Genomic DNA, 19745 nt, shown 5'->3' on the forward strand with positions numbered 1-19745 from the left:
AGTGTCAATATCTATTTGATATTCATGAAGAATATTGCTCGATACTCAAGTAGTATTTACCGTAGGCAATTTGCCGATTAAATGGGCCTTTCACTTTGACCACCACCCGCGCCGGAATTTGTGTGCGGCCAGCCTGATAAGCGTGTTCTGCACTGGCTGGCTCCCACTGAACCCCAAGGCGATTCAATGCCTCTTTGGCTGCCTGATCAAAACCACCGGGCGCTGCAATCATTGGCTTGCCCGTAATACGGTTTGGACGCGCTTTAGCGTACAGGCCTTTACCGATACGCACTAACCGTCTTTGCCCTTCTAGTTGCCGAAGCACACGGCCAACTTGGTCATAACCACCCAGTGCAGCGAAATCGTCACGTAGAAAAACCACCCGCCGACTTTTGCGAAGTTTGTCACGAATGCGTGACTCAAGCGTTTGAGTGATCATGTAACACCTCCAATAGCTAGACAACGACGATGGTTACTCTCTACCTCAGACTGAAAAACACAAAACACGATAATTTAAAAAATAAAAATGCCGCAACTGCCACACGAAAAAGCCTCTATTCTGAGCCACCTAAAACCCAGCAGGTGCTGAAAAAAGTCAGCTAAAATCCTCATCGCGTTGGACCACCAAAGCAAGAGCAGAGGCGTTCGGGTTATTTAATTTTTAGCAACGCCAGAAAAATCTACTTGAGCAGCCCCCCCCGAAACAGGGCCTTTTTGATACTATATGCTTCAATATCCATGCTCCGCTTCATAGGTGATGCAATGCCCCAAGCCCCCGAGATCTTCAAACGCAGCCTCGATGACATCAAGATCGATGGATTGCCACAGCGAGATGCCCCGGGCTTCGAGGATGACGTCCTTCAGGCCATCACCCTGCAGTACGCGGCCAAAGGCTATACCGCGGTGATCGTCGTCCAGGACGGTTATGTATTAGGTGTCGCGGTTCCGCAAGAAGGTGTCGAGCCCAAGCAGTACATTTTGGGACTACTAGAGCACGGTTTTCTTGAGGACGCGCTACCAGCTCTCGAAGTCATGGCCGAAATGATCGATGACCCTGAGATTCTCTACAACTACGGCGTCTGCTTATCCGAGATGGGTCGTGTAGAAGAGTCAGTGGCACCGCTTAAAGCCTGTACCGAAGCAGAACCTAACTATGCACACGCCCATGCGGCTTTAGGCTTCTCCTACATTAAGCTCGGTGAGCTTGATAAAGCCGAAACTACTCTGCGTAATGCAGCAGACAAGCTACCTGATGACCTATGGATCAACCGGAATCTTGCAGGCCTTCTGGCCAAGCGTGGCAAACATGAAGACGCTAAGGCCTACTTCGAACGCGCCCTGGCAACTAATCCGAAGGATGCCACCACGCTTTACGGTTTGGCGTTGAACCTTGAAGAGCTAGGCCCGCAGAGCCACGAGCAAGCCATCGGCAACTATCAGCGCATCATCGAGTTAGAGCCAAACTCTCCTATCGCATCCGAGGCCAAAAAAGCGTTAAGCCGTTTGGCTCAGGTAAACATGAAGCGAAAGAACGACGGTGGCCTACGGATGGATGCCGTGATGTATATGACGGGAGCATTTGAAACCTTCGAGAAGATGGACAAACAGCAACTAGCCACCACGGTATTCGAGATTGCCAAACTGGGCGAGAGCGGCCTGTCCATCAACGACCCGGACAAGCGCTACTCTCTTAAGTCGCTCACAGGTGACTTCTCCGGCCTGCAGCTGCTATCGATGATGCATGTCGGCCTGAAGCTGATTGAACCTTCACTGGATTCACAGTCGGGCCTTGATGCTGAGTATGATGCTGCCAAGAAAATGGCTGGCAAATAATTCACTTCCTGGGCCAGGGGTTATCACTCCTGGCCACTTCCCATAATCACGCAATGATGGCGTGAACCTGCCGGCTCACTCCCGCAACAATTACAGCTAGAAGAAAGCTCGTTATTGAGGCCACTATCTCTTACGACAGGCCCTTTCTCACGCTGGACCTCAGCCGCTGCCTCTCGTATTTATCATTCCCGCGAGCAACAGCGACGAATAGCGGCGATAAGATGCGGTCATGACACCGCACCCATTACTCCCCCTCAAACTCCGAGCTGCTAAATTTCAGCACGTTGCAGTTCTCTTTGATCGTCCGCTGCAGCGCTTCATCAAAGCCGTCAGAACTGGTAGCCTCAATCTCCACGGAGATCTTCACCTCTACGCCTGTTCGCAGAGTAAACTGTTCGACAATCTCATCAACGACGGTGGCAAAGTCCATTTTGGCCTTTACGGGATCAAGACTCACCGTACCGTAAAATTGCTTCTTGGCAATGTTAGTAGAAGCAGCCTCTGGCCCAGCCGAACTACCGACGCTTTCTCCAGCGCCCATAGGGTGAGCTATTCCACTGCCTCCTACGTCTGAACCACCACCTCTTACCCCTTCATCGCTTTGGCCAGATGAGTTGTCTGTATTGCGATCAGCAAGCTCTCTGGCTCGCTGGGCAGCATCAGCTGCGAGCTTGTCTCGGTAGGCTTTAGCAGCTTCACGCTCGATAATGAGCGCCTCACCATCTAGCCCACCAATACTCCCTTGCCCAAAGGTAAAGCCAAGATAAGTATCGCCTTCTTTTCCTGAGGCGTAGCCAAAGAAATCCTCCGATGCGACACCTTGGTTCATGGCATTTTTAAATACCTGATCGTTCACCAGGCGAGGTAGGTAAAGGTAGTGGCAGCAGTCTTGCCATACTTTCAGGGCGCTAACCTCAGTAACACCATCCTTGAAGTACCATTGGTTGAGAATATTGCGCAGGAAGATTGGCGACCATTCGTAGATCAGCCACTCTTCTTCACGCAGCTTGTTCTCAATCGTGTCTACTAAGTTCGGCGTCGTGGTCGAGACCTGAACCACTTCCCACTCCAGCGTTGGTTTGCCTTTTACAAACTCCTCTACTGGGGCCATCAGCCACTTATAAGTCTCACGGATTAACTGCGACAGCGATGAATCTGCTGCGTCACGGCTTTGTTTGGCCTGCCGCAAGTGCGTCATATCGTGATTCAACGAACCGTTTTCAATGTCTTCTACAATCGACTTCCATGCCAAATAGGTGCGTCCCTGATCCTTCAAACGACTTACCACATCGAAATCGGCTGCCAGAAAAATCAACCGGTTCTGCTTTTGGCGTGGTTGTTCCCCACGGTTGCGCAAGATGTCCTGCGCCGCCTGAAAGGCCTGGTTGCTCTCTGTGCGGCTATAAGCGAACTCCGTTGGCAACACCACCAAACGTGGCCCAATGCCATATTCGTCCGGCACATCGCCAGATTGAGTAAATACATGGATGCCCGCAAAGTGGTGTTGGCGTCCCATGAGACGCGTCGTGCGGTCTTTGAGCAGCGGAATCAAAGCATCCCGTTCATGGATGTTTTGTTTGCGACTTTCCATCTCCTTTCGGAGGTTGGGCTTCGTATCAAACCAGAAGCGATCCTGTTCAGAATAGAGATAATGAAGACGGTCGCGCAGACGCTTGAGCACGTCTTCAAAAATCCCAATAGACTGACCCGGTTGAACGGCACCCAGCAAGATGCGCTCCTGCTTGATACCTCGAGCCGCCTGGGTGCTGCTGGAAGCAGCACTACCCAAAAAGATGGTACGTGCAGCACGACGGGCTGCATGCACGCCACCAAAGAGGGCTACCTCATTATCAAGCGTTTGAGCAGCCGAGCGAGGCCCATCTATCTCTCGCTCAATCACCGGCTGCCAGCCTCCGGGCAGATAGTGAATGCTCTTATCTCGCACATGACTGTCTTCTAACGGCAGCGACCCCGGCATGATTAAAGCGTCACGATTGCCCGACTCCCACAGTTTGTGGATCACGAACGCCATGTACTGAAGCACCCCACGGGTGCGCTGGAATTTATCCAGCGTCGACCAATCTTCGTAAAGACGGTCGAATACTTCAGGGTGGATCGGATAAGAGCGGCAAAGTCGCTCAAAATACTCATTAGACTGCGTCTCGTTGGGAAACTGCACGGCGTACTGCCGGTAAAAGTCAGAAAACTGGCGGCTAATGCCTTCGATTTCAGCAGGGTCACCGGCATACTCGAACAGGCGGCGGCGAACAATCTCGAATGCCTCTTCGGTAGCCACTGGCTTCCACACTGATTCTACACGACCAAAATACTTCTCAAGGGCCGTCAGCGTTTGCTGGCCCATGGTGCCGCCCACTTCAAGCTCAGACTCCGGCAGCGAAGCAAGTAGGATGGCATTGGGTACCGCCTTCATTGCCTCAGTCAGCGCTTGAATGAAGCTGATATTGCTGTCGTAGGTACCTGCAGAATACGATTTCCCTAGTTCAAACTGACGTATATAAGCTAACAGCTCGTCTACCAGCACCACACAGGGAGCGGCTCGCTGTAGCAAATCGACCAGCACCTGCTTACCCGGCGACGTGCCCTGCTCGTGGGATTCTTTTACCAACGCCAATCCTTCATCACCCAGCAGCTGCCACGCCAACTCACCCCATAGCGTTGTGACTTTTTGCCCTTGCTTCTTAACCGACTGCTGGCTCGGGGCCATGTTGATACCGTCGATAACGGCTACACGAGCGTGGGGCAACTCGTGGATACCTGCTTCATCAAGAATAGGTGAAATGCCCTGCAGCTTGTCGGTAGACGTCTTGCGAGATGCGAGGTGATAGACCGCGAGCATCGTGTGGGTTTTGCCGCCACCGAAAGCAGTCTGCAACTGAATGACTGGGTCGCCACCGTTGCCAGAGAGGCGCTGGGCCACTGAGATCAACAGCAGTCGCATACCCTCGGTAATGTAAGTCCGCGAGAAAAACTTCTCTGCGTCCTGGTACTCTTCGGGTGCCGTACCGGTTGCTACCTGAGTGATATCCGCAGCAAACTCCGCTTGTTTAAACAGGCCTTTTTGAACATCCTTGTGTGGCGTGGCGATATCTCTCCAGGCTTTCAATGACATTACGACGGCTCCACGTCTTCTTCTGCGATGAATTCAAGGTCATCCACTGGTTGGCCAGTGGGTGAATCTATTTGGCGTTGCCGCTGAACACGCACAGTTGAATGGCGCGTTTTCAGGGTCTTCCACTCGATAAATTTTTCCCAGCTGCTAATAAACTGCAACTCAGGCTCTTGCTCTTGAATTGCTACTTCCAAGCCCAGCCGAGTGATGAAATAACGCCCTGTACGATTGCCCTTCATCTGGCCACCCGCCTTCAGGTTAGCGTGCTGTATCGAATCCAGATGATAGACATAGTAAGGCTGATCAGGCTTGCTTGGTTTCCACTGGGTGCCCGTCTGATGAAGTTCATTCCCTAGCAGCACTTCAATACTAACGACATTGGCCCAGCCTATAATTTTGCGCTCCAACTGATCATACAGCGCTACAGCTTTCACCTCATGCAGTGGATAGCGCGATGATTCAGGACACCGGGTATAAAATATCTGTTGTTCAAAATGATACTTAATCCTAGCATCTCGCTGCTTCTGGGGCACCAAGCCGACCATCACCATGTCTCGGTTAGACTGACGGCGCTGCTGATAGGTACGATCATCGTAATGATAGAGCGACTCAGTGATGACCTCGCCCGGCTGCTCAAAAAGGCTATCCAGATACTCCTGAAACAGCCTGTTTTTGCGAGACTTGCCTGGCTGCAGCGGTATCGCGCCAATATTGACCTGCTCGATGCTTTGATAAAAAGGGTGCGCTACAAATTCCTGTTCGTCCTCCGGATAGGGAAACAAGATCACACCACCAATGCTCTTGTTGGCCATTTTGACGGTTTTCTGCTGTTCTTTCTTGTCTTCCCACAAAATGGCGTCACGGTAGCGATGAAGCTGAGCGATGGTATCTAGTGGTGGCCCGTAGGGTGTGCCTTCAGAGCCGGTGGGATACCCCTTCGATCCACGGTCAAAGCGGTACTTGGCATCCATAATCACTTTGAACGACTTTTTATCACGACTGCTGCCGAACCCACTGCGAGAGAATTCGATAAACTGATCCGGCTTCTGGTCGAACGTGTAGGTGTAATCTTTCCTGGGAAACGTGCGGTTAAAATAGATCGCGATGTCATCACCCGTGCCCCGCTGCACGAAATTGACGGCCGATTTCTTGCCCTTCTTGAGGTTCACCTTAAAACGGTGATGTTCCAACTTAACAATATCGTTGCTAGCCAAATCGTACTTGGGGTTTTCCCGCAGCAGCTTCAAGGTCTTCAGGAAGCACCAATACTCATAAATGGTCGCGATGTCCTTGTAGTCCATCTTGAACAGCGGGTGCTCGGCCATGGTCAGGCCCTTACGCAGTAGCAAAAAGCGGTGATAGAACTCCTTGTACCCTGGCGCCATCGTCAGGGTAGTCGAGAAGAACATCTGATGATTAAAGGTACCCACCTCAGCGAGCACTGGGCTTCTGAGGCGCCTCCGCAGGTGGGATTTGCTACGTTCCAGCGCCTCTACCTCTAGCTGAACCCGCTGATTGTCCATTCCGCGGCCTCTACTAAGGTGGCGAACGGCACGCTGAATCTGGCGCAGGATGTCGGTGATCGCCCAGGCAACAAACCGATTTTCCTGGGTGTCGTAGCTAATGCGCTTATGCTGCTCAGTGAGATGCGAAAGCTGCACGCCAGGAGCTACCGGAATGCCACCGCCACGACAATAACGGTCTGGGCGCTGTGTCGCCGCCTTGATCGCTTGAGGTGACGCTCGCTTCACTCGGTGAATAGGCTTCACCCTCGATTCTTTACGCAAATCCGATTTGGGTGAGCGAAGTAGCGTGTCCAAGCTCTGCTCTAAGCTGTGGTAGAGCGCTTTGAACAGATTTAGCCACTCTGAGGTAAGCTGGTGGTAAGTGGAACGTGGACGCGTCGAAGCAAACGTCTTAGTAAACGCATCGAAGGCCAGTGAGTAGAGAATCTCAGTAATCTCATCCAGCATGGCCGGAAAGTCATCTTTGTAGTCCAGCTTCTGGGGAAACACCTCGCTATCTAAGGCGAGCAACACCTTGCTATTTGCATCACGAATCTCAAAGCGCGTCAGACCAACGCTATTTTCCAGATTCGTGGTACCCGTCAAGCGTACCTGACCATGCAACAATCTCGACCTGACCCGTTTCTGGTACACCCCATTCACATAAAGCGCTAACGGAGGTTCGCACCGGCAACTTGGCCCAGGCTCAAACAGCCACTCCAGCTGCTGCCACTCGAAAAACAGTGGCGAACTCAGCGGCTGTTCTAGCTCTGACTCCTCCGTATTGAGTGACAGGCCATGCACTTTGAAACGGGCGCGTGTCTCAATGTGTCGCTGGGCTTCAATTGAACGCGGCAATGTCACCTCGCTCACAGCGAGCTGGCAGATAGTACCGTCAGGGTGGTCAAAACAGAGCACGGTCATATCAAGTTAGAGCCAAAACGACGTGAAGCCATCATCATGGAAGCGCTGTAACATAAACAGCAGCTTCTTGACGCTTCTGGGGTAGCGAGTGTTCTGCGGGTTGACCTCCTTCTCAATAACACTGTACTCGGCGTCTTCCTCGAGCGGCGTGTTGGCCAGTAAGCTTAGTAGACCTATCATTACCTTGAGCACGCTTAGCGAGCTGCCCTGGATACGAGGCAGCACTTTCTGCATCAGCTGGAAATCCATGGCGGCGTCGGTATCAAAGCCTTCCAGGCTTCCTAACGCCTCCTCCTGATGTAGAGTAAGGTAGAAAGCGACCTCGTCACGTACCCGATAGCCAAAATGCAGCCCAGCCGGTTCGAGAATACCGTTGACCTGCATTAGCATCTGCATAGAACTGGCAAGCGCTTTTTTATGGGCATCGCTAAGATCATTCGAATTGAGAAACGGTGCCCTAAGCGCATCAGCATAGATGCCAGAGACCGGCATCACATCACGCTCTGGGTTCACCCACGCCAAATCGATATCATTCATTTCAATGGCGTTGGCGCGGTCCAGCACCTTACGACTAAAGGCATGAGTGGACTCGTCCATATTCACCGTGCCCACCACCATCAGATTCTGCGGCAGATAAACCGGGCGACCGCCATTCACATCGGCACGGCTGATCAGCGGCTCAGTGACGATAACGTCATCACTGTCACGCTCTCGCGTCTCGATAAAGCTCAAGAATTCTGAAAAGTAGTGCTCCACACGTGCTAGGTTCATCTCATCCAGAATCACGAAGTAAAGCTCGTCAGGGTGCTCAATGGCGCGTGCCATGACATCCAGTAGCGGCTTAGTCTCGAACTTGCCCTGGATGTTGGCATAGCCGATGAGATCGGAGCTATCAGCCCAATCTGGGCGCACAGCGATTAGCACGCAGTGGTCAGAGTCACCATAGCCAATGGCTCTAGCAAACTGACGCACCAGCTGTGTTTTACCGGTACCCGAGATACCCGCTAGCATAGCCAACGGCTTAGTGCGCATACAGAGATAGAAATTGGCGACCTCTGCCAACGAATAATGAAAGCCCTGACTGGCCATAAAGGCCTTTACGCGGGGCAGCCACTCGTTGGCCGAAGTTTGGGTGATCGCAACCGGTAGGCGGCGCTCCTCGGCTCCTTTAAGAGAATTGCCTTCATCAGTGGCCTTATCTACTTTCTCGATTAGATCGTCGAGGGCCGGCAGCCAGAGCTGAAGTTCCTCCGGCAACGCGACAGAGTGGCCATCCAGAAGAATCGCTAGCGCCTCCCAGGTGAACTCAAAGAGATACCCCTGATTCCCGGTGCCATCACGATTGTAAGGACCGCGCACATCGGCTAAGGCTCTCTGCAACAGCGCTTGCTTCTGACGGATAACGTCTAAGGTGACCGACTGCTCTAACTGAACGAGAACCTTCAGGTCGACGCGATTCCCATCACCACGCCATTCATTATCGACGCCGTCGGGTTGCGGTGTAACGAAGGGCATTGACTCCGCTCGCGAAATTGCTTGAACCCCACCTGCCGCGTGGTGAACAACAATATCTCCCGGCTTAACGTCACCCACGGCTTTCCAGTGGTTAAACGAGCGGCCGCCCTTTCCTTCGAGCGGCGCCCACAGGTAGGCCAGGCCCTGAGCGGGATTGAAGGTCTTTCCCTGCATCACATACCAGACGCAGGGCTCACGCTGCTGTTCAACCACGTCGTAATCCACCAGGTGGCTGAGCAACGCTTGGTAGGAGGTCTGCAGCTGCAGGACGATCTCCTCATTTTGCGCAAATACCTCGAGCAGCAGATTGACCCGTTCCAAGTTATTCGGCACAGCTTTAGAGTTCACCTCTGGCCCAGAGATGTAGGAGTGCTCACCACTGCCAAAGGTCTTCCACTGCCAGCCCAGCGGCGGGTGCTGCAGTGACCGGACTTCGATGCAGACGAACTCAGGATACTCACCGCTGACCTCAAAGGTCTCACCCTGATGGGTGAAGCGGCTAACATGGCTTTCCTCATCGTATTCGGCACGGATCAGAGTGTCCTGAATAAAGCCAAACAGCACACGGGCATCGCTATTATTGACCACGAATACCGGGGCGCCGCGCTTAAGTTTGGCGAATTTCTCGCGATTCCAATAGAAGCGGTTCTGGTTGGCAGAGAAAAGGCGTTTGAAGTTCTCCTGCACAAGCGGCGGTTTCTTTACCTCGTAGACCATAACCGTTAGGTCGGTATCACCAATCTGGCGCGGGTTACTGACCACCGCAAACTCAAGCCCTTTAAGCGCCTCCACGAAGGGCTCGTAAAGCGCTTGCTCCAACGCCTCCGAATCGACACGGTGCTGTTTGGTGAAGGCAAGCGCCTCCGCCACCAGCTGCTTAGGGTCAAAACGGCGCCCCTTATAAAGGCATGAGAAGCGCTCACCTGGCGGTATTGGCTGAGTGCTTGCATCGATGGTGCGGATCACATCGGTGCGCGTTAGCTGCTGAATAGCCTGCTCAATGCTCATATTGCCCCTTACTGCCACTCCATCTTGTCATCATCATCCTGCCACTCCAGCAACCGATCAGGGCATTAACGAACTGGCTGCGATAGAAGACCCAATCGTCATATCGCGATGCTTCTACGCCCTCAGCGAAAGTAAAAGCGAGTTGCTGCTCGGTGAGCGTAGTCGTCATGCCAACTCCAGATATCGATCCGATTGGGCAAGCTCTTCGTCCAGAAGGACAAGCGTCTGTAGGTCGTCTACTTGGCTGCTTTGTTCCACTTCTACGCCTTCAGGGCCTTTTACCAGTGCAAAGTAGCATTGCTGAGTCGTTGGACTCTTAACAGCACGAGCCAACAACTCCAACTCCTTGAGTAGGAACAGCGAGTGGGTGGCAATCACCACCTGAATGCCCTGCTGGCTGAGCGTTACGGCTGCCAAAGCCACCAATTTGATTAGCTTAGGGTTAAGGTTGGCCTCGGGTTCATCCCAGAACAGGTAGCCCTTATCCAGCAACGAGCCGGTGGTGATCAAACGGGCGAGCATCGCTAGCTTACGCAGCCCTTCTGCCACCAACGGCATTTCCAGGTTGCCTTGCCCAGGAATACGCAGATAGAAGCGTCCGTTCTTGTCCAACACCACTTTGCCGCCCATCGCCTCTTCCAAGGGTGCCACCAGCTCGGCGACCATCTTTTCGCGACTGCCCTTGACAGCAGGGGCACCCAGCAGTTTGCAGAGATCGATATGGTGCTCTTCGATATCCACGTGACGGTTTTCGTAGAGCGGCAATAACCAATGGTATTGGGTTAACAGTTCGCGTGTCGGCATAAAGACCGGCGCCTTCTCCTGCCAGGCGCTGGGTAAGCGGTCGATCTTAACCTCGGTCTGAGAGCGGGTACTGAAGCTGAAAGCGGTATCCAGCACAGCCTGCTCAAAGGCGACGGCTCGCCAGCCGCCCCAATGACTCCGGCCGAAACACCTTGATCAGCTTGTCAGCAATCCCCTTCTGCAGCAGCGTCTTGGTGGGGTCGGCTACGCTCGGCTCGTTAGCCTGCTCGTAGGCGTTAGCGATGACGCTGTAAGCCACCTTAAGCAGGTGCGATTTACCGGTGCCATTTTCACCCACAATAACGTTGAGCCCCGGCGCGAAATCCAGCCGCGCCTTGGGAAAAAGAGTGAAGTTATCCAGTTCTAACCGCTTCAGCATGCTGCCTCCTAGAGATCAAAACCGACCTGCTCACCCGTATGCCCCGTTTCATGGGATGCCGCCACGATGGCATGCCAGGAGCCAATCAGCTCGTTGTAGGCGCGTGCTTCCTCGGCCCATTTTTTGCGCTCACAGAGGGTATAGAGATGGTACGACAGCTGACGGATCACCTCGCCTTTCTCGGGCATCTTGGCCAGCAGCTCACCGGCGGCAGATTCGCCGTGATTTTGCAGGCGGCGGATCATCTGGTGGCAGGCTTCCCACACCGGCGTGCGCTTGTCGGTGGTCGGGTCCCACTCAGACTGATACTCACCCCACTTGAACAGGCGTACCTTACCGCTACCGGATTCGATAACACCGGCTTCCTTCAAGCCAGCCTCACTGGTGCCCTTGGCCCGTGCAAGCGTATCCGCTTCACCGAAAGGCCCAGCGCTCCAGGCGTACTGGTCGAACCAGCTGGCACAGAACTGAGTATCGGCATCGAAGTTGCCAGAATCAGGGCTCAGGAACTCGGTAATGGCGCGATTGATCAGCACCAGGGCATCGTGGACACTCATTTTGGAGCCGTCTTGGTTCAGCACCGCCTCGTACTTAGAGTAGATAGCCATACCAGGCCCAATCGCCGCCTGAGCCAAGTCCACCGGCGCGATAGGCGCCTGGCCGGTTATGCCGCCGATCATGGTTTCCAAAGCTTCAGGCATTTCTTCGCGGAGTTGACGTTGGAAGCCGCGGCGGGAAATGGTTTCAGCGGTAATTAAGCGTTTGCGGCAGACAAGAACGATAGAGGAGGCAAGCGCATTAGTACCCATTCCAATCATTCGATGGGTTTGCTCGCTTCGCATTGGCCAAGTGCCATCAATGGAAAAGCCCGCTTGAATTACTGCTTCAAGAAAGGTCACCCAGCCGGTGCTGGTAGTACTACCTTCCTTAGTTTCTGATTGCTTGAACGCATAGTAGATTGCTACCGGGAAACACGGGTGGGATTGGATAGCCAAGTTATGAATGGCGCGAGTCATGCCATCCATAAAGAAATTTTCAGCTTTTTCTTTGCTACCGTGTCGATAAGGAGTTGCCACCAGCTCTTCAGCTTTAGGTACTGCCATCGTACCAAATAGGGAAGGATAGATGTTACGCAGCGATCGACGCATCCATACATAGAAAAAGTCCGAGAGATCAGCGTAACCAATATTGTCGTAGTATGGCGGATCAGTAGAGATAACCTTAAATTTGCTAATATCTTGGGTAGCAGCATCAAGCTGCAAGGCATTACCTTTTGCAGCTGAAGTACCAAGTTTCAGTAAGCACTTGACTTGGTATTCAAGATTGGTGATGAACCCTCCAACTACATTTTCCATAATATTGGCTTCCCCAAAGTCCCAAGCCATTGGAATAGACTGACGGGCAAACAAATACATTATTTTCTCATTGCCTTGGCGCCATCCGGTCAATGAGTTATTGAAATCTGCGCAACGATCCACACAGAAAGTTAAGTAAACCGACACCGCCTCCCCATAAGCAGTAGAACCAGCCCCCCCTTGAGCTAGGCCTTGGCCGTCATCCGGCAGGCTAACTGCTTTAGCATCGGCAATCGCCTTTTTATGGGCCTCCTGCACTAGATCGGAGAAGGTGGTTAAGGCTACCAATTGGCGAGCAGTGAAGAGGTCACCATAGGTTTTCAGTCCGTACGGAATAGTCCAAAAATTTCTTGGATCATTTGGTAGGCTGGTTTCTGGCTTCCACTCAGGCTGAGCACTCTTTGCGACTGCCTCTGCATCTTGCGTGGGCGATAAATAAACACGCCCGCGCTTGCCTTCAACCACGACGGCCATCAAGCGAGCACCTAAGCGTCCTGCTTCTCCCTCACTTTTGATATGCAGGCCCGATATCGGTGCACCAGTCAACAAACAGGTAAAATTAGCCCCTCTTGCTGCTTTAGTTCCTAGCTTAGCGGCAACCGGAGGCTTTCCTACCTTGATCTCAAAACGATACTCATCGCTCTCAACCACAGGTTCCACATAAGCTTCTTTACCCTTTTTACTAGACAATACAAAACTTGAAGCCAACGGCACATCAACATGGCTAAACGCCGGGTTAGGACTTTTTACCGTTCTAGCCCACAACCATGCAATCACCGTCAGCTCTTCGCCTTCGTACTGCTTGAGATCGGAGCGCTCGGCAACCATCTCTGGTGTGATCTCCACCTTGGGATAGAGGTGGCCAATACGCTTGAATGCCTCCTCACGCATCCAGTGGCCGTAGCGGCGCACATCTTCAGCTAACCCCTTGGCGCCTGACCAGTCCTCATGCATTTTCTGCTGCTTTTCGCCTTCGGGAATCGGCCCCATCGGCGGTTGACCAGCGAACTTGGGCGGAATCTCGATCATCGCCTTGTTGATCATCACCGCTACGGGGTTGAGATCAGAGGCATAGCTTTCCAGCCCCAGTCGTTGGGCTTCCAGCGGGATAGCCCCACCACCGGCAAATGGGTCATGAAAAGCGGGCAGCTTCTCAGGGTTGAATAGCTCAGCTGCCTCAGGATGGTTGCGGTTGAGATGGCAGGTTTCTCGCCAGCTCTCCCAAATCGCTACACGGGCGCGATTCAAAACCTCTTCGTTGTTGGTATTCTCCCACTTCACCAGGTCGCGGATAATATCGAACAGCTGTTCACGCTTACGCTCCGCTTCCTGCTTGTTAACCCCGTAACCTAATTCGCGCTGGTAGCTAGGGTCATTAACCAGCTGCGCAAACAGCACCGCCCGCGCCGCTGCCAATGGTCGCCGCGCCCACCAAAGATGTATGCCCCTAGGGTGTGGCCCAATGCCTGGCATTTTTTCATGTGCACACGCAGCATTGATATCATCCAGCGGCAGTGCCACTTCGATCAGCTTTTTGGGGGATTTAATAGGTGATGTCATAGTAATTCCGGGGCATCCTGTTGCAGCACTTGCTCGGCAATACGACCAAAAAACTGTCTTGTCAGGGTAAAAAATGGATTCAAGCGTTGAGCAGTAGGCAGAAGATCAATGGCAGCCAGACAGTCCACATCCATATCTTTATCCAAGTGCTCATCGAACAGCTGCTCAAGCTCACTCCACCACTTCTGACGCTCAACTTTTAAAAAGCCGCTATCTAAGTTGAGTAGATCTATCGTGTACCTAGCACGCTCCTGATCCCACTCATTGAGGTTCTCTGCTGGCACTATGCGACCATCCGATAAGTAGGCGAAAAAACGAGCACAATCATGCTGATGTGGCGAGATAAATCGCTGCATATCCACTGACTGTTGCTTACCCTGAGCATGGCCGCCAAAGAAGTCTCCAGGCAGATTCTCTTGAACCAGCCGGTCTTTAAAAGCTCTAAGCCGGTCACTGTCGAGTGCGCTGGCAGCCAAGTTGGTGTAATCAAAGGTGCGCTGCGGCGCTTGGCCTTTGTTCTCAATATGCTCGATGTGGTAGCCAAGCTCGTGATGGTCTGAGCGTAGTTCGCTGTAACAACAGAGTTGGTACTGCTCCGCCAGTAAGCTTTCCAACACTTTCTGTTTGTGATTAAAACTTCGCCACCGACTAGTGGCTTCTCGATTAGTTTGAGGCGGTCTTAGATGAGCTTTTTGCAAATGATGACCACCACTCCCCTGCTTGGTGATATGCCTCATCCCTGAAGTGCCTTTTGTCGTTTAATACTGCGTTGCAAGCGCTGCAGTTGAGGGTGTTGTTCACCAAGTGCTGCAGTTAGCCGTTGCGTCAGTTCCGTTGCTTCCGGCTGGTCGTAAAGGCCTTGATCAACCAGTTCGGTCAGACGCTGTAGGTCTTTCCTTTCAGCAACTGGCGGTTGGGGATCCACATCCATCACGCCGTGCATCACATTCCCACTAGGTTCACCATAAGTTCTAGCCAAGGGTTGACTGCTTCCGTTGGCTGAAAGTATGCGAATATTTTCTCGCCGCACTGTACTCAGTACTTGGGGACTATGGGTAGTGACAATGAACTGTACTTCTGGAAATGCCTCATGCAGCTGCTGCAGCACCACCTGTTGCCAACTCGGATGTAGGTGCATGTCCACTTCGTCAATCATTACGATACCAGTGGTTTTTCTGGCTGCGTTCTCACCCCAGTATGGGTTTAAGCGCACACAGCGATAAGCAATGTCAGCCGTCATCGCTATCATGCTCTTTAAGCCATCACTGAGTTGATCAACCTTAAGTGTGCCCAAATCATCATGGTTCATCACCAAGGTTTTCTGGCTCGGGCTGTAGCTCAGGTGTTTCCATCCTAGTGCTCCAAGTACTTGATCTACAGGCCTTCTAATAGCTTGCATCAAGTCTGCATAGACAAACCTATCATCCACCAACCCAGAAAACCCCTGAACCTCCATTTCTTTTGTTTTCTGTTCAAAATCTGAGGCATAAAGATAAAAAAACCAATCTGCGAAGTGCTTGTAATCGGAACCTGAATCTAAGCAGCCAACGTATGCAGAAGTGCGAGAAAAAAAATCACTACTAGATTGATTTTTGAGCGTTAAGTAGCGCTGCTTCCATAAACGCCCTGTGCCGTAATAAGCAACGATAGGCAAAGGTGTCTCTAGTGAACTGTCATGCTCAGTATTATCTGCAGCCAGCATCCTTATTTTTTCTTGTAAACGAGCCCCTAATTCAGCGATAGGTTTAGCATCCTTGACCGTCGTTTTGGCACCTTTGCTTACTTTATCGCGCTGCCTTGCCCAATGAACAGGCTGCCCGTTGATCTTGGCTACTGCTTCGATTCGTGCAGGAAGCTGAGGCTCCATATTTCTATGTTTACCTCTAGCAAGGTGAACATCATCCACATCAATTCCTGAATTTGACATAGTGCCAGTTACAGCATCGAATGAGCTAACAAAGGGCCAAAGGCCAATGCGGATGGCATCCAGCACTGTCGACTTACCCTGACCATTTTCTGCTATGAACACTGTCAGTTTTTCATTGAGGTCAACCTCAACATCTTGAAAACAGCGGAAATTCTTGATGCGTAGTTTTGAGAGTTTCATTCGAGGACACCCACTGGCGCTGCTTTAGAAAGCAGCTCCTCCAGGTCATAGTTGATACTGGCCACGCCAAAGTCAGGTTCACTTGTAAAGGGCTTCTGCACGTAATAAGGCCCTTCTACGCTTTTCCCATCCACGATGACGATAGCCAGCCAGAATTTATCGGCTTGGTTAAGGCCGTAGATGATCTCGTTGCGAGAGACAGTAATGGTGCTCTGCCCTTTTGCACGCCCCTTCACCTCAATATGGCGGTCAGGCAGAATCGAGCCATCCGGGTTGGCTGGCGGGCGAGCCGTTACATCCCAACCACATTTCTGGTCAGAGACGTCAAACACTTGGTGGCCCATGGCGCGCTCGGCGTCCATTACCGCCTGCATAGCAAGCTGTTCGATGCGGGCACGGGCCTGAGCATCGACGCTGAACTGGGTCTCGCCTTGGCGCTCGGCCAGTAGCCCCTGCGGAATCACCAGGGCGCCGCCGATCACCACCGGCGTGCTGGAGACCACCTGCTTCATAGCATCGAGCTCGCTGCGGCGCTGGTTGAGCCGCTCGGTCAGCTCATCCACCCGCCTGCGCGCCATCTCTGGCTGCATGCGCGGCTGCTTTCCGGCCTTCATATCGTCGGTGAGTTTGATATAGCGATCCGACCAATAATTGATCTCTTTAACCAGCCGCTCATTGACGGCATTGAGCACCTTGTCGGCGTGGCGTTCGCGGCGCCCCTTCACCTCGTGGAAGTGCTCAGGCACAAGCGCTTGTACAGCATGGTTGAGCGCTAGGGCCTCTAGGTCGCCAGTGATCCATGGCGCTTTGAGCACATCCTGCACCAGGTTGAGTTCATGATCATCGATGGGCTGCATGTCCAAATGCGGCGCCCAGCCAGCATGAGTTGCCCGGCCCTGCTCGTCGATTTCCACGAACTGTAGGCGGCGTGAAACCACCCTGGGCGAGCCGTTGCCCTGTTTCTCCACCTCACGCACCGAGTGATCGACCATGAACAGCACTTTAGGCTCAGTGCTGTCGTCGTTGGGGTCTACCAGCACGGCGCCCTGCTTTAGCTTGGCCCTGTGGGCCTGCAGCACCAAATCGGTCGTGGCATGCATTAGCGGGTGCATGGGGTGAATCAAGTCCGCCATTGGCTTGCCAGGCAGGCGTACATGCTCTTTCTCAAAGCAGATACGCTCATATTTTCTCAGCACTGGTGTTCTACTTTCTCCAACGATGCGATCCCGCTCACGTATGGCGGCGGGAACGTGGCGTACTTCATAGCGCCCTTGCTCTCTTGGGCGCATTTCGCCTCGCAGCCCTTGAAATGCTTCAGTGAAAAAAGCGCGGATAAAGTAGGGCTGTAGCTTGCGTGCTTCGGCCTTTTCCATCTCCTCCTTCACCGCGTATAGCTCTTCCAGGCCCATATGCTGTTCGACGAGGGCATTCCGGCGAATGATCTCGCGCAAGTGGTCGGTATCCAACGCACCTTCAATCACTTGCTCTAACCGCGACTTCACTTCGTCGGACTCGCCATAGCGAATGGCTTCTACAAGCAAATCCTTCAGAGAGGTATTCTCAAACGCCTCACCAAGAATATCGAAGACCTTGCCACCAAGCGCGCTCTTCTCCACCTCGAGCTTGTCGAAAAGCTTCTGAAATACGGCACCTTCACGCGTCTCATTAGCCACCAGGTTCCATAGGTGGCAGACCTCAGTCTGGCCGATGCGGTGAATTCGCCCGAAGCGCTGTTCCAAGCGATTAGGGTTCCAAGGCAAATCATAATTCGCCATCAAGTTGGCATTCTGTAGGTTAACGCCCTCACCGGCGGCATCGGTGGCCACTAATACCAGCACATCCGGGTCGTTGCGGAACTGCTCTTGGGCTTTACGGCGCTCATCACGGTTAGTGCCGCCATGGATGGTGATCACCGCCTCAGGGCAACCCAACAGGCTGCGGATGCGATCAACCAGATAGTTGAGCGTATCCTTGTGCTCGGTGAAGATGATCAGCTTTCGGCGGCTGCCGCCGGACGTGTACATCTCAGGGCTGTCTTGTAGCAGGTGCGAAAGCTCTTCCCACTTGCGGTCGTTACCAGATGCGACCAGCTGCGAGGCCTGCTCCTCTAAGTCCTGAAGAATCAGTATCTCAGCCTCCAATTCGGGCACAGTCTCCGCGGCGGTGGCCTGATCCACTACCTGTTCGGCGTAGAGCTCGTACTCCTCGGCGCTCAGTTCTTCATCTAGCTCGTCTAAATTATCTGGCAGTTCAATCTGCTTCTGTACCGCATAAGTGCCCAGGGTGGAGGCGACCTTCCCTTCATGAATAGCCTGACCACGAGCCATGAGCTTCATCTCATTAAGGCGGTCTTCCAACTTGCGACGGCGCCGCTTGAGAGACTGGTAAATCGCCTCTGGGCTGGACGCCAACCGCCGCTGCAGCTGAGTTAGCGCGAAACCTACAGTGCCCTTTCGTTTACCAGAGAGCGCATCGGCTCGGTTCATTTCGTTGCGAACGTAGTCGGTCACTTGCTCGTAGAGCGAAGCCTCTGCGTCGGAGAGGTCGTAATTAGCGGTGTAGGCGCGGCGTTCAGGGAAAAGTGGGGTGCCATCGAACTTGAGCAGTTCCTCCTTGACCCTACGCTGCATCATGTCGGAAACATCGACCTTGTGGGCACCTTCGCGGAACTTGCCGTAGAAGCGGTCGCTATCAATCAGCGATAGCCAAATCTGGAAGTCTTCTTCCTTGCCATTATGCGGGGTGGCCGTCATCAACAAAAAGTGGCGGGTAATCGAGCCTAGCAGTTCACCGAGTTGGAAGCGCTTGGTCTTGTTGATCTTATTGCCGAAGTAGTTGGCCGATAGCTTGTGGGCCTCATCGACAATTATCAGATCCCACTCTGTATTGGCGAGCTTCTGTTGATAAAGCTCGTTGCGCGAGAGCTGGTCCAAGCGGCAGATCAGTTGGTTTTGCTCGTCGAAGTAATTTCCAGAGGCGCACTGCTCCTGCTTCTCGCGACTGAATATTTCAAACTGTACGCCAAATTTTTCTAGTAATTCATCTTGCCACTGATCGGAAAGCCCACCTGGAGAGACGATCAGAATACGCTTGGCATCGGCACGCATCAGCAGCTCACGGATTAGCAATCCAGCCATGATCGTCTTACCGGCGCCGGGGTCGTCAGCTAGCACGAAGCGTAGCGGCTGACGAGGTAGCATCGCCTCGTACACTGCGGAGATCTGGTGGGGGAGCGGCTCTACGTTGGAGGTGTGCACCGCCATCATGGGATCAAACAGCGCCGCCTGGCTGATGCGGTAGGCCTCTAGGCCCAGCTTGAAGTCAGCGCCGGGGGCATCAAAGGCCCAAGGGCGCCCGGCCTGGGCCAACGAGAGGTTGGGCTCGTTGTCACGAAACAGCATCTGCTCATGAACCGCGCCCTGGCTATCCTTGAAGTAGATGGTCAGCGCATCGGCGCCCACCGGCACCACGGCTACAACTCGTACCACCTCATCAGGCTTGATGCCGCGAACCTGAGCATCCTGTTTGATCTCTTCCAGCTTCAGCATGCAGCTCCCTCCGCAAGTCGGCTTTTGCCGTTTCTTCATTTATCGTCAATCTGGGCCAGCTGGAGTATTGCCCCTAC

11 protein-coding genes are annotated in these 19745 nt (G+C 53.1%); 1 reads left to right on the forward strand and 10 read right to left on the reverse strand.

Features of this window, described 5'->3' with window-relative positions; genetic code table 11:
- Positions 1–22: 22 nt before the first annotated feature.
- Entirely contained in the window at positions 23–439 is a 417-nt protein-coding gene (locus tag CR46_RS0113280) for a DUF6088 family protein (protein ID WP_030073669.1), read from the reverse strand.
- Positions 440–762: 323 nt separating this feature from the next.
- On the opposite strand from CR46_RS0113280, the gene CR46_RS0113285 reads away from it, so the two are divergent.
- Positions 763–1833 (forward strand): tetratricopeptide repeat protein, encoded by a 1071-nt coding sequence (locus tag CR46_RS0113285; RefSeq protein WP_030073671.1) that lies wholly within the window; start codon positions 763–765, stop codon positions 1831–1833.
- 244 nt (positions 1834–2077) lie between these two features.
- Here the strand turns inward: CR46_RS0113285 and CR46_RS0113290 are convergent, their stop codons facing one another.
- The 9 genes from CR46_RS0113290 to CR46_RS0113330 form a co-directional block, all read right to left on the reverse strand.
- Positions 2078–4963 carry an ATP-binding protein gene (locus CR46_RS0113290; protein WP_030073674.1) on the reverse strand — a complete coding sequence of 962 codons (2886 nt, stop codon included), beginning with the start codon at positions 4961–4963 and terminating at the stop codon, positions 2078–2080.
- On the reverse strand, positions 4963–7326 hold the full coding sequence (locus CR46_RS0113295; RefSeq protein ID WP_198023732.1) for a DUF2357 domain-containing protein: 2364 nt from the start codon (positions 7324–7326) through the stop codon (positions 4963–4965). Before CR46_RS0113295 ends, CR46_RS0113290 begins: the two co-directional genes overlap by 1 nt.
- A gap of 72 nt (positions 7327–7398) precedes the next feature.
- Positions 7399–9915 (reverse strand): McrB family protein, encoded by a 2517-nt coding sequence (locus CR46_RS17990; protein ID WP_051690184.1) that lies wholly within the window; start codon positions 9913–9915, stop codon positions 7399–7401.
- 165 nt (positions 9916–10080) lie between these two features.
- The gene (locus CR46_RS17820; protein ID WP_198023733.1) at positions 10081–10815 is read right to left on the reverse strand and encodes an AAA family ATPase; all 735 of its coding nucleotides are present in this window, start codon (positions 10813–10815) and stop codon (positions 10081–10083) included.
- Between the two features lie 7 nt (positions 10816–10822).
- The gene (locus CR46_RS18460; protein WP_198023734.1) at positions 10823–11098 is read right to left on the reverse strand and encodes an AAA family ATPase; all 276 of its coding nucleotides are present in this window, start codon (positions 11096–11098) and stop codon (positions 10823–10825) included.
- An 8-nt stretch (positions 11099–11106) separates the two neighbouring features.
- Positions 11107–14013, reverse strand: coding sequence for a DUF1156 domain-containing protein (locus tag CR46_RS0113315; protein ID WP_030073686.1), 2907 nt, complete (start codon positions 14011–14013; stop codon positions 11107–11109).
- Positions 14010–14750 (reverse strand): retron system putative HNH endonuclease, encoded by a 741-nt coding sequence (locus CR46_RS0113320; protein WP_030073687.1) that lies wholly within the window; start codon positions 14748–14750, stop codon positions 14010–14012. The genes CR46_RS0113315 and CR46_RS0113320 overlap by 4 nt, the downstream gene beginning before the upstream one ends.
- Positions 14747–16120 carry an AAA family ATPase gene (locus tag CR46_RS0113325; RefSeq protein WP_030073688.1) on the reverse strand — a complete coding sequence of 458 codons (1374 nt, stop codon included), beginning with the start codon at positions 16118–16120 and terminating at the stop codon, positions 14747–14749. Before CR46_RS0113325 ends, CR46_RS0113320 begins: the two co-directional genes overlap by 4 nt.
- Positions 16117–19668, reverse strand: a complete 3552-nt coding sequence (locus tag CR46_RS0113330) for a helicase-related protein (RefSeq protein ID WP_030073689.1) — start codon at positions 19666–19668, stop codon at positions 16117–16119. The genes CR46_RS0113325 and CR46_RS0113330 overlap by 4 nt, the downstream gene beginning before the upstream one ends.
- Positions 19669–19745: the final 77 nt, after the last annotated feature.

Source organism: Vreelandella neptunia, assembly GCF_000712975.1.
GTDB classification, from domain to species: Bacteria; Pseudomonadota; Gammaproteobacteria; order Pseudomonadales; family Halomonadaceae; genus Vreelandella; species Vreelandella qaidamensis.

Bases quoted from the DNA above. Each gene is read 5' to 3' on its own strand.
- CR46_RS0113315 (WP_030073686.1), bottom strand. From the start codon at position 14,013: ATGACATCACCTATTAAATCCCCCAAAAAGCTGATCGAAGTGGCACTG.
- CR46_RS0113280 (WP_030073669.1), bottom strand. From the start codon at position 439: ATGATCACTCAAACGCTTGAGTCACGCATTCGTGACAAACTTCGCAAA.
- CR46_RS0113290 (WP_030073674.1), bottom strand. From the start codon at position 4,963: ATGTCATTGAAAGCCTGGAGAGATATCGCCACGCCACACAAGGATGTT.
- CR46_RS18460 (WP_198023734.1), bottom strand. From the start codon at position 11,098: ATGCTGAAGCGGTTAGAACTGGATAACTTCACTCTTTTTCCCAAGGCG.
- CR46_RS0113320 (WP_030073687.1), bottom strand. From the start codon at position 14,750: ATGAGGCATATCACCAAGCAGGGGAGTGGTGGTCATCATTTGCAAAAA.
- CR46_RS17990 (WP_051690184.1), bottom strand. From the start codon at position 9,915: ATGAGCATTGAGCAGGCTATTCAGCAGCTAACGCGCACCGATGTGATC.
- CR46_RS0113325 (WP_030073688.1), bottom strand. From the start codon at position 16,120: ATGAAACTCTCAAAACTACGCATCAAGAATTTCCGCTGTTTTCAAGAT.
- CR46_RS0113285 (WP_030073671.1), top strand. From the start codon at position 763: ATGCCCCAAGCCCCCGAGATCTTCAAACGCAGCCTCGATGACATCAAG.
- CR46_RS0113330 (WP_030073689.1), bottom strand. From the start codon at position 19,668: ATGCTGAAGCTGGAAGAGATCAAACAGGATGCTCAGGTTCGCGGCATC.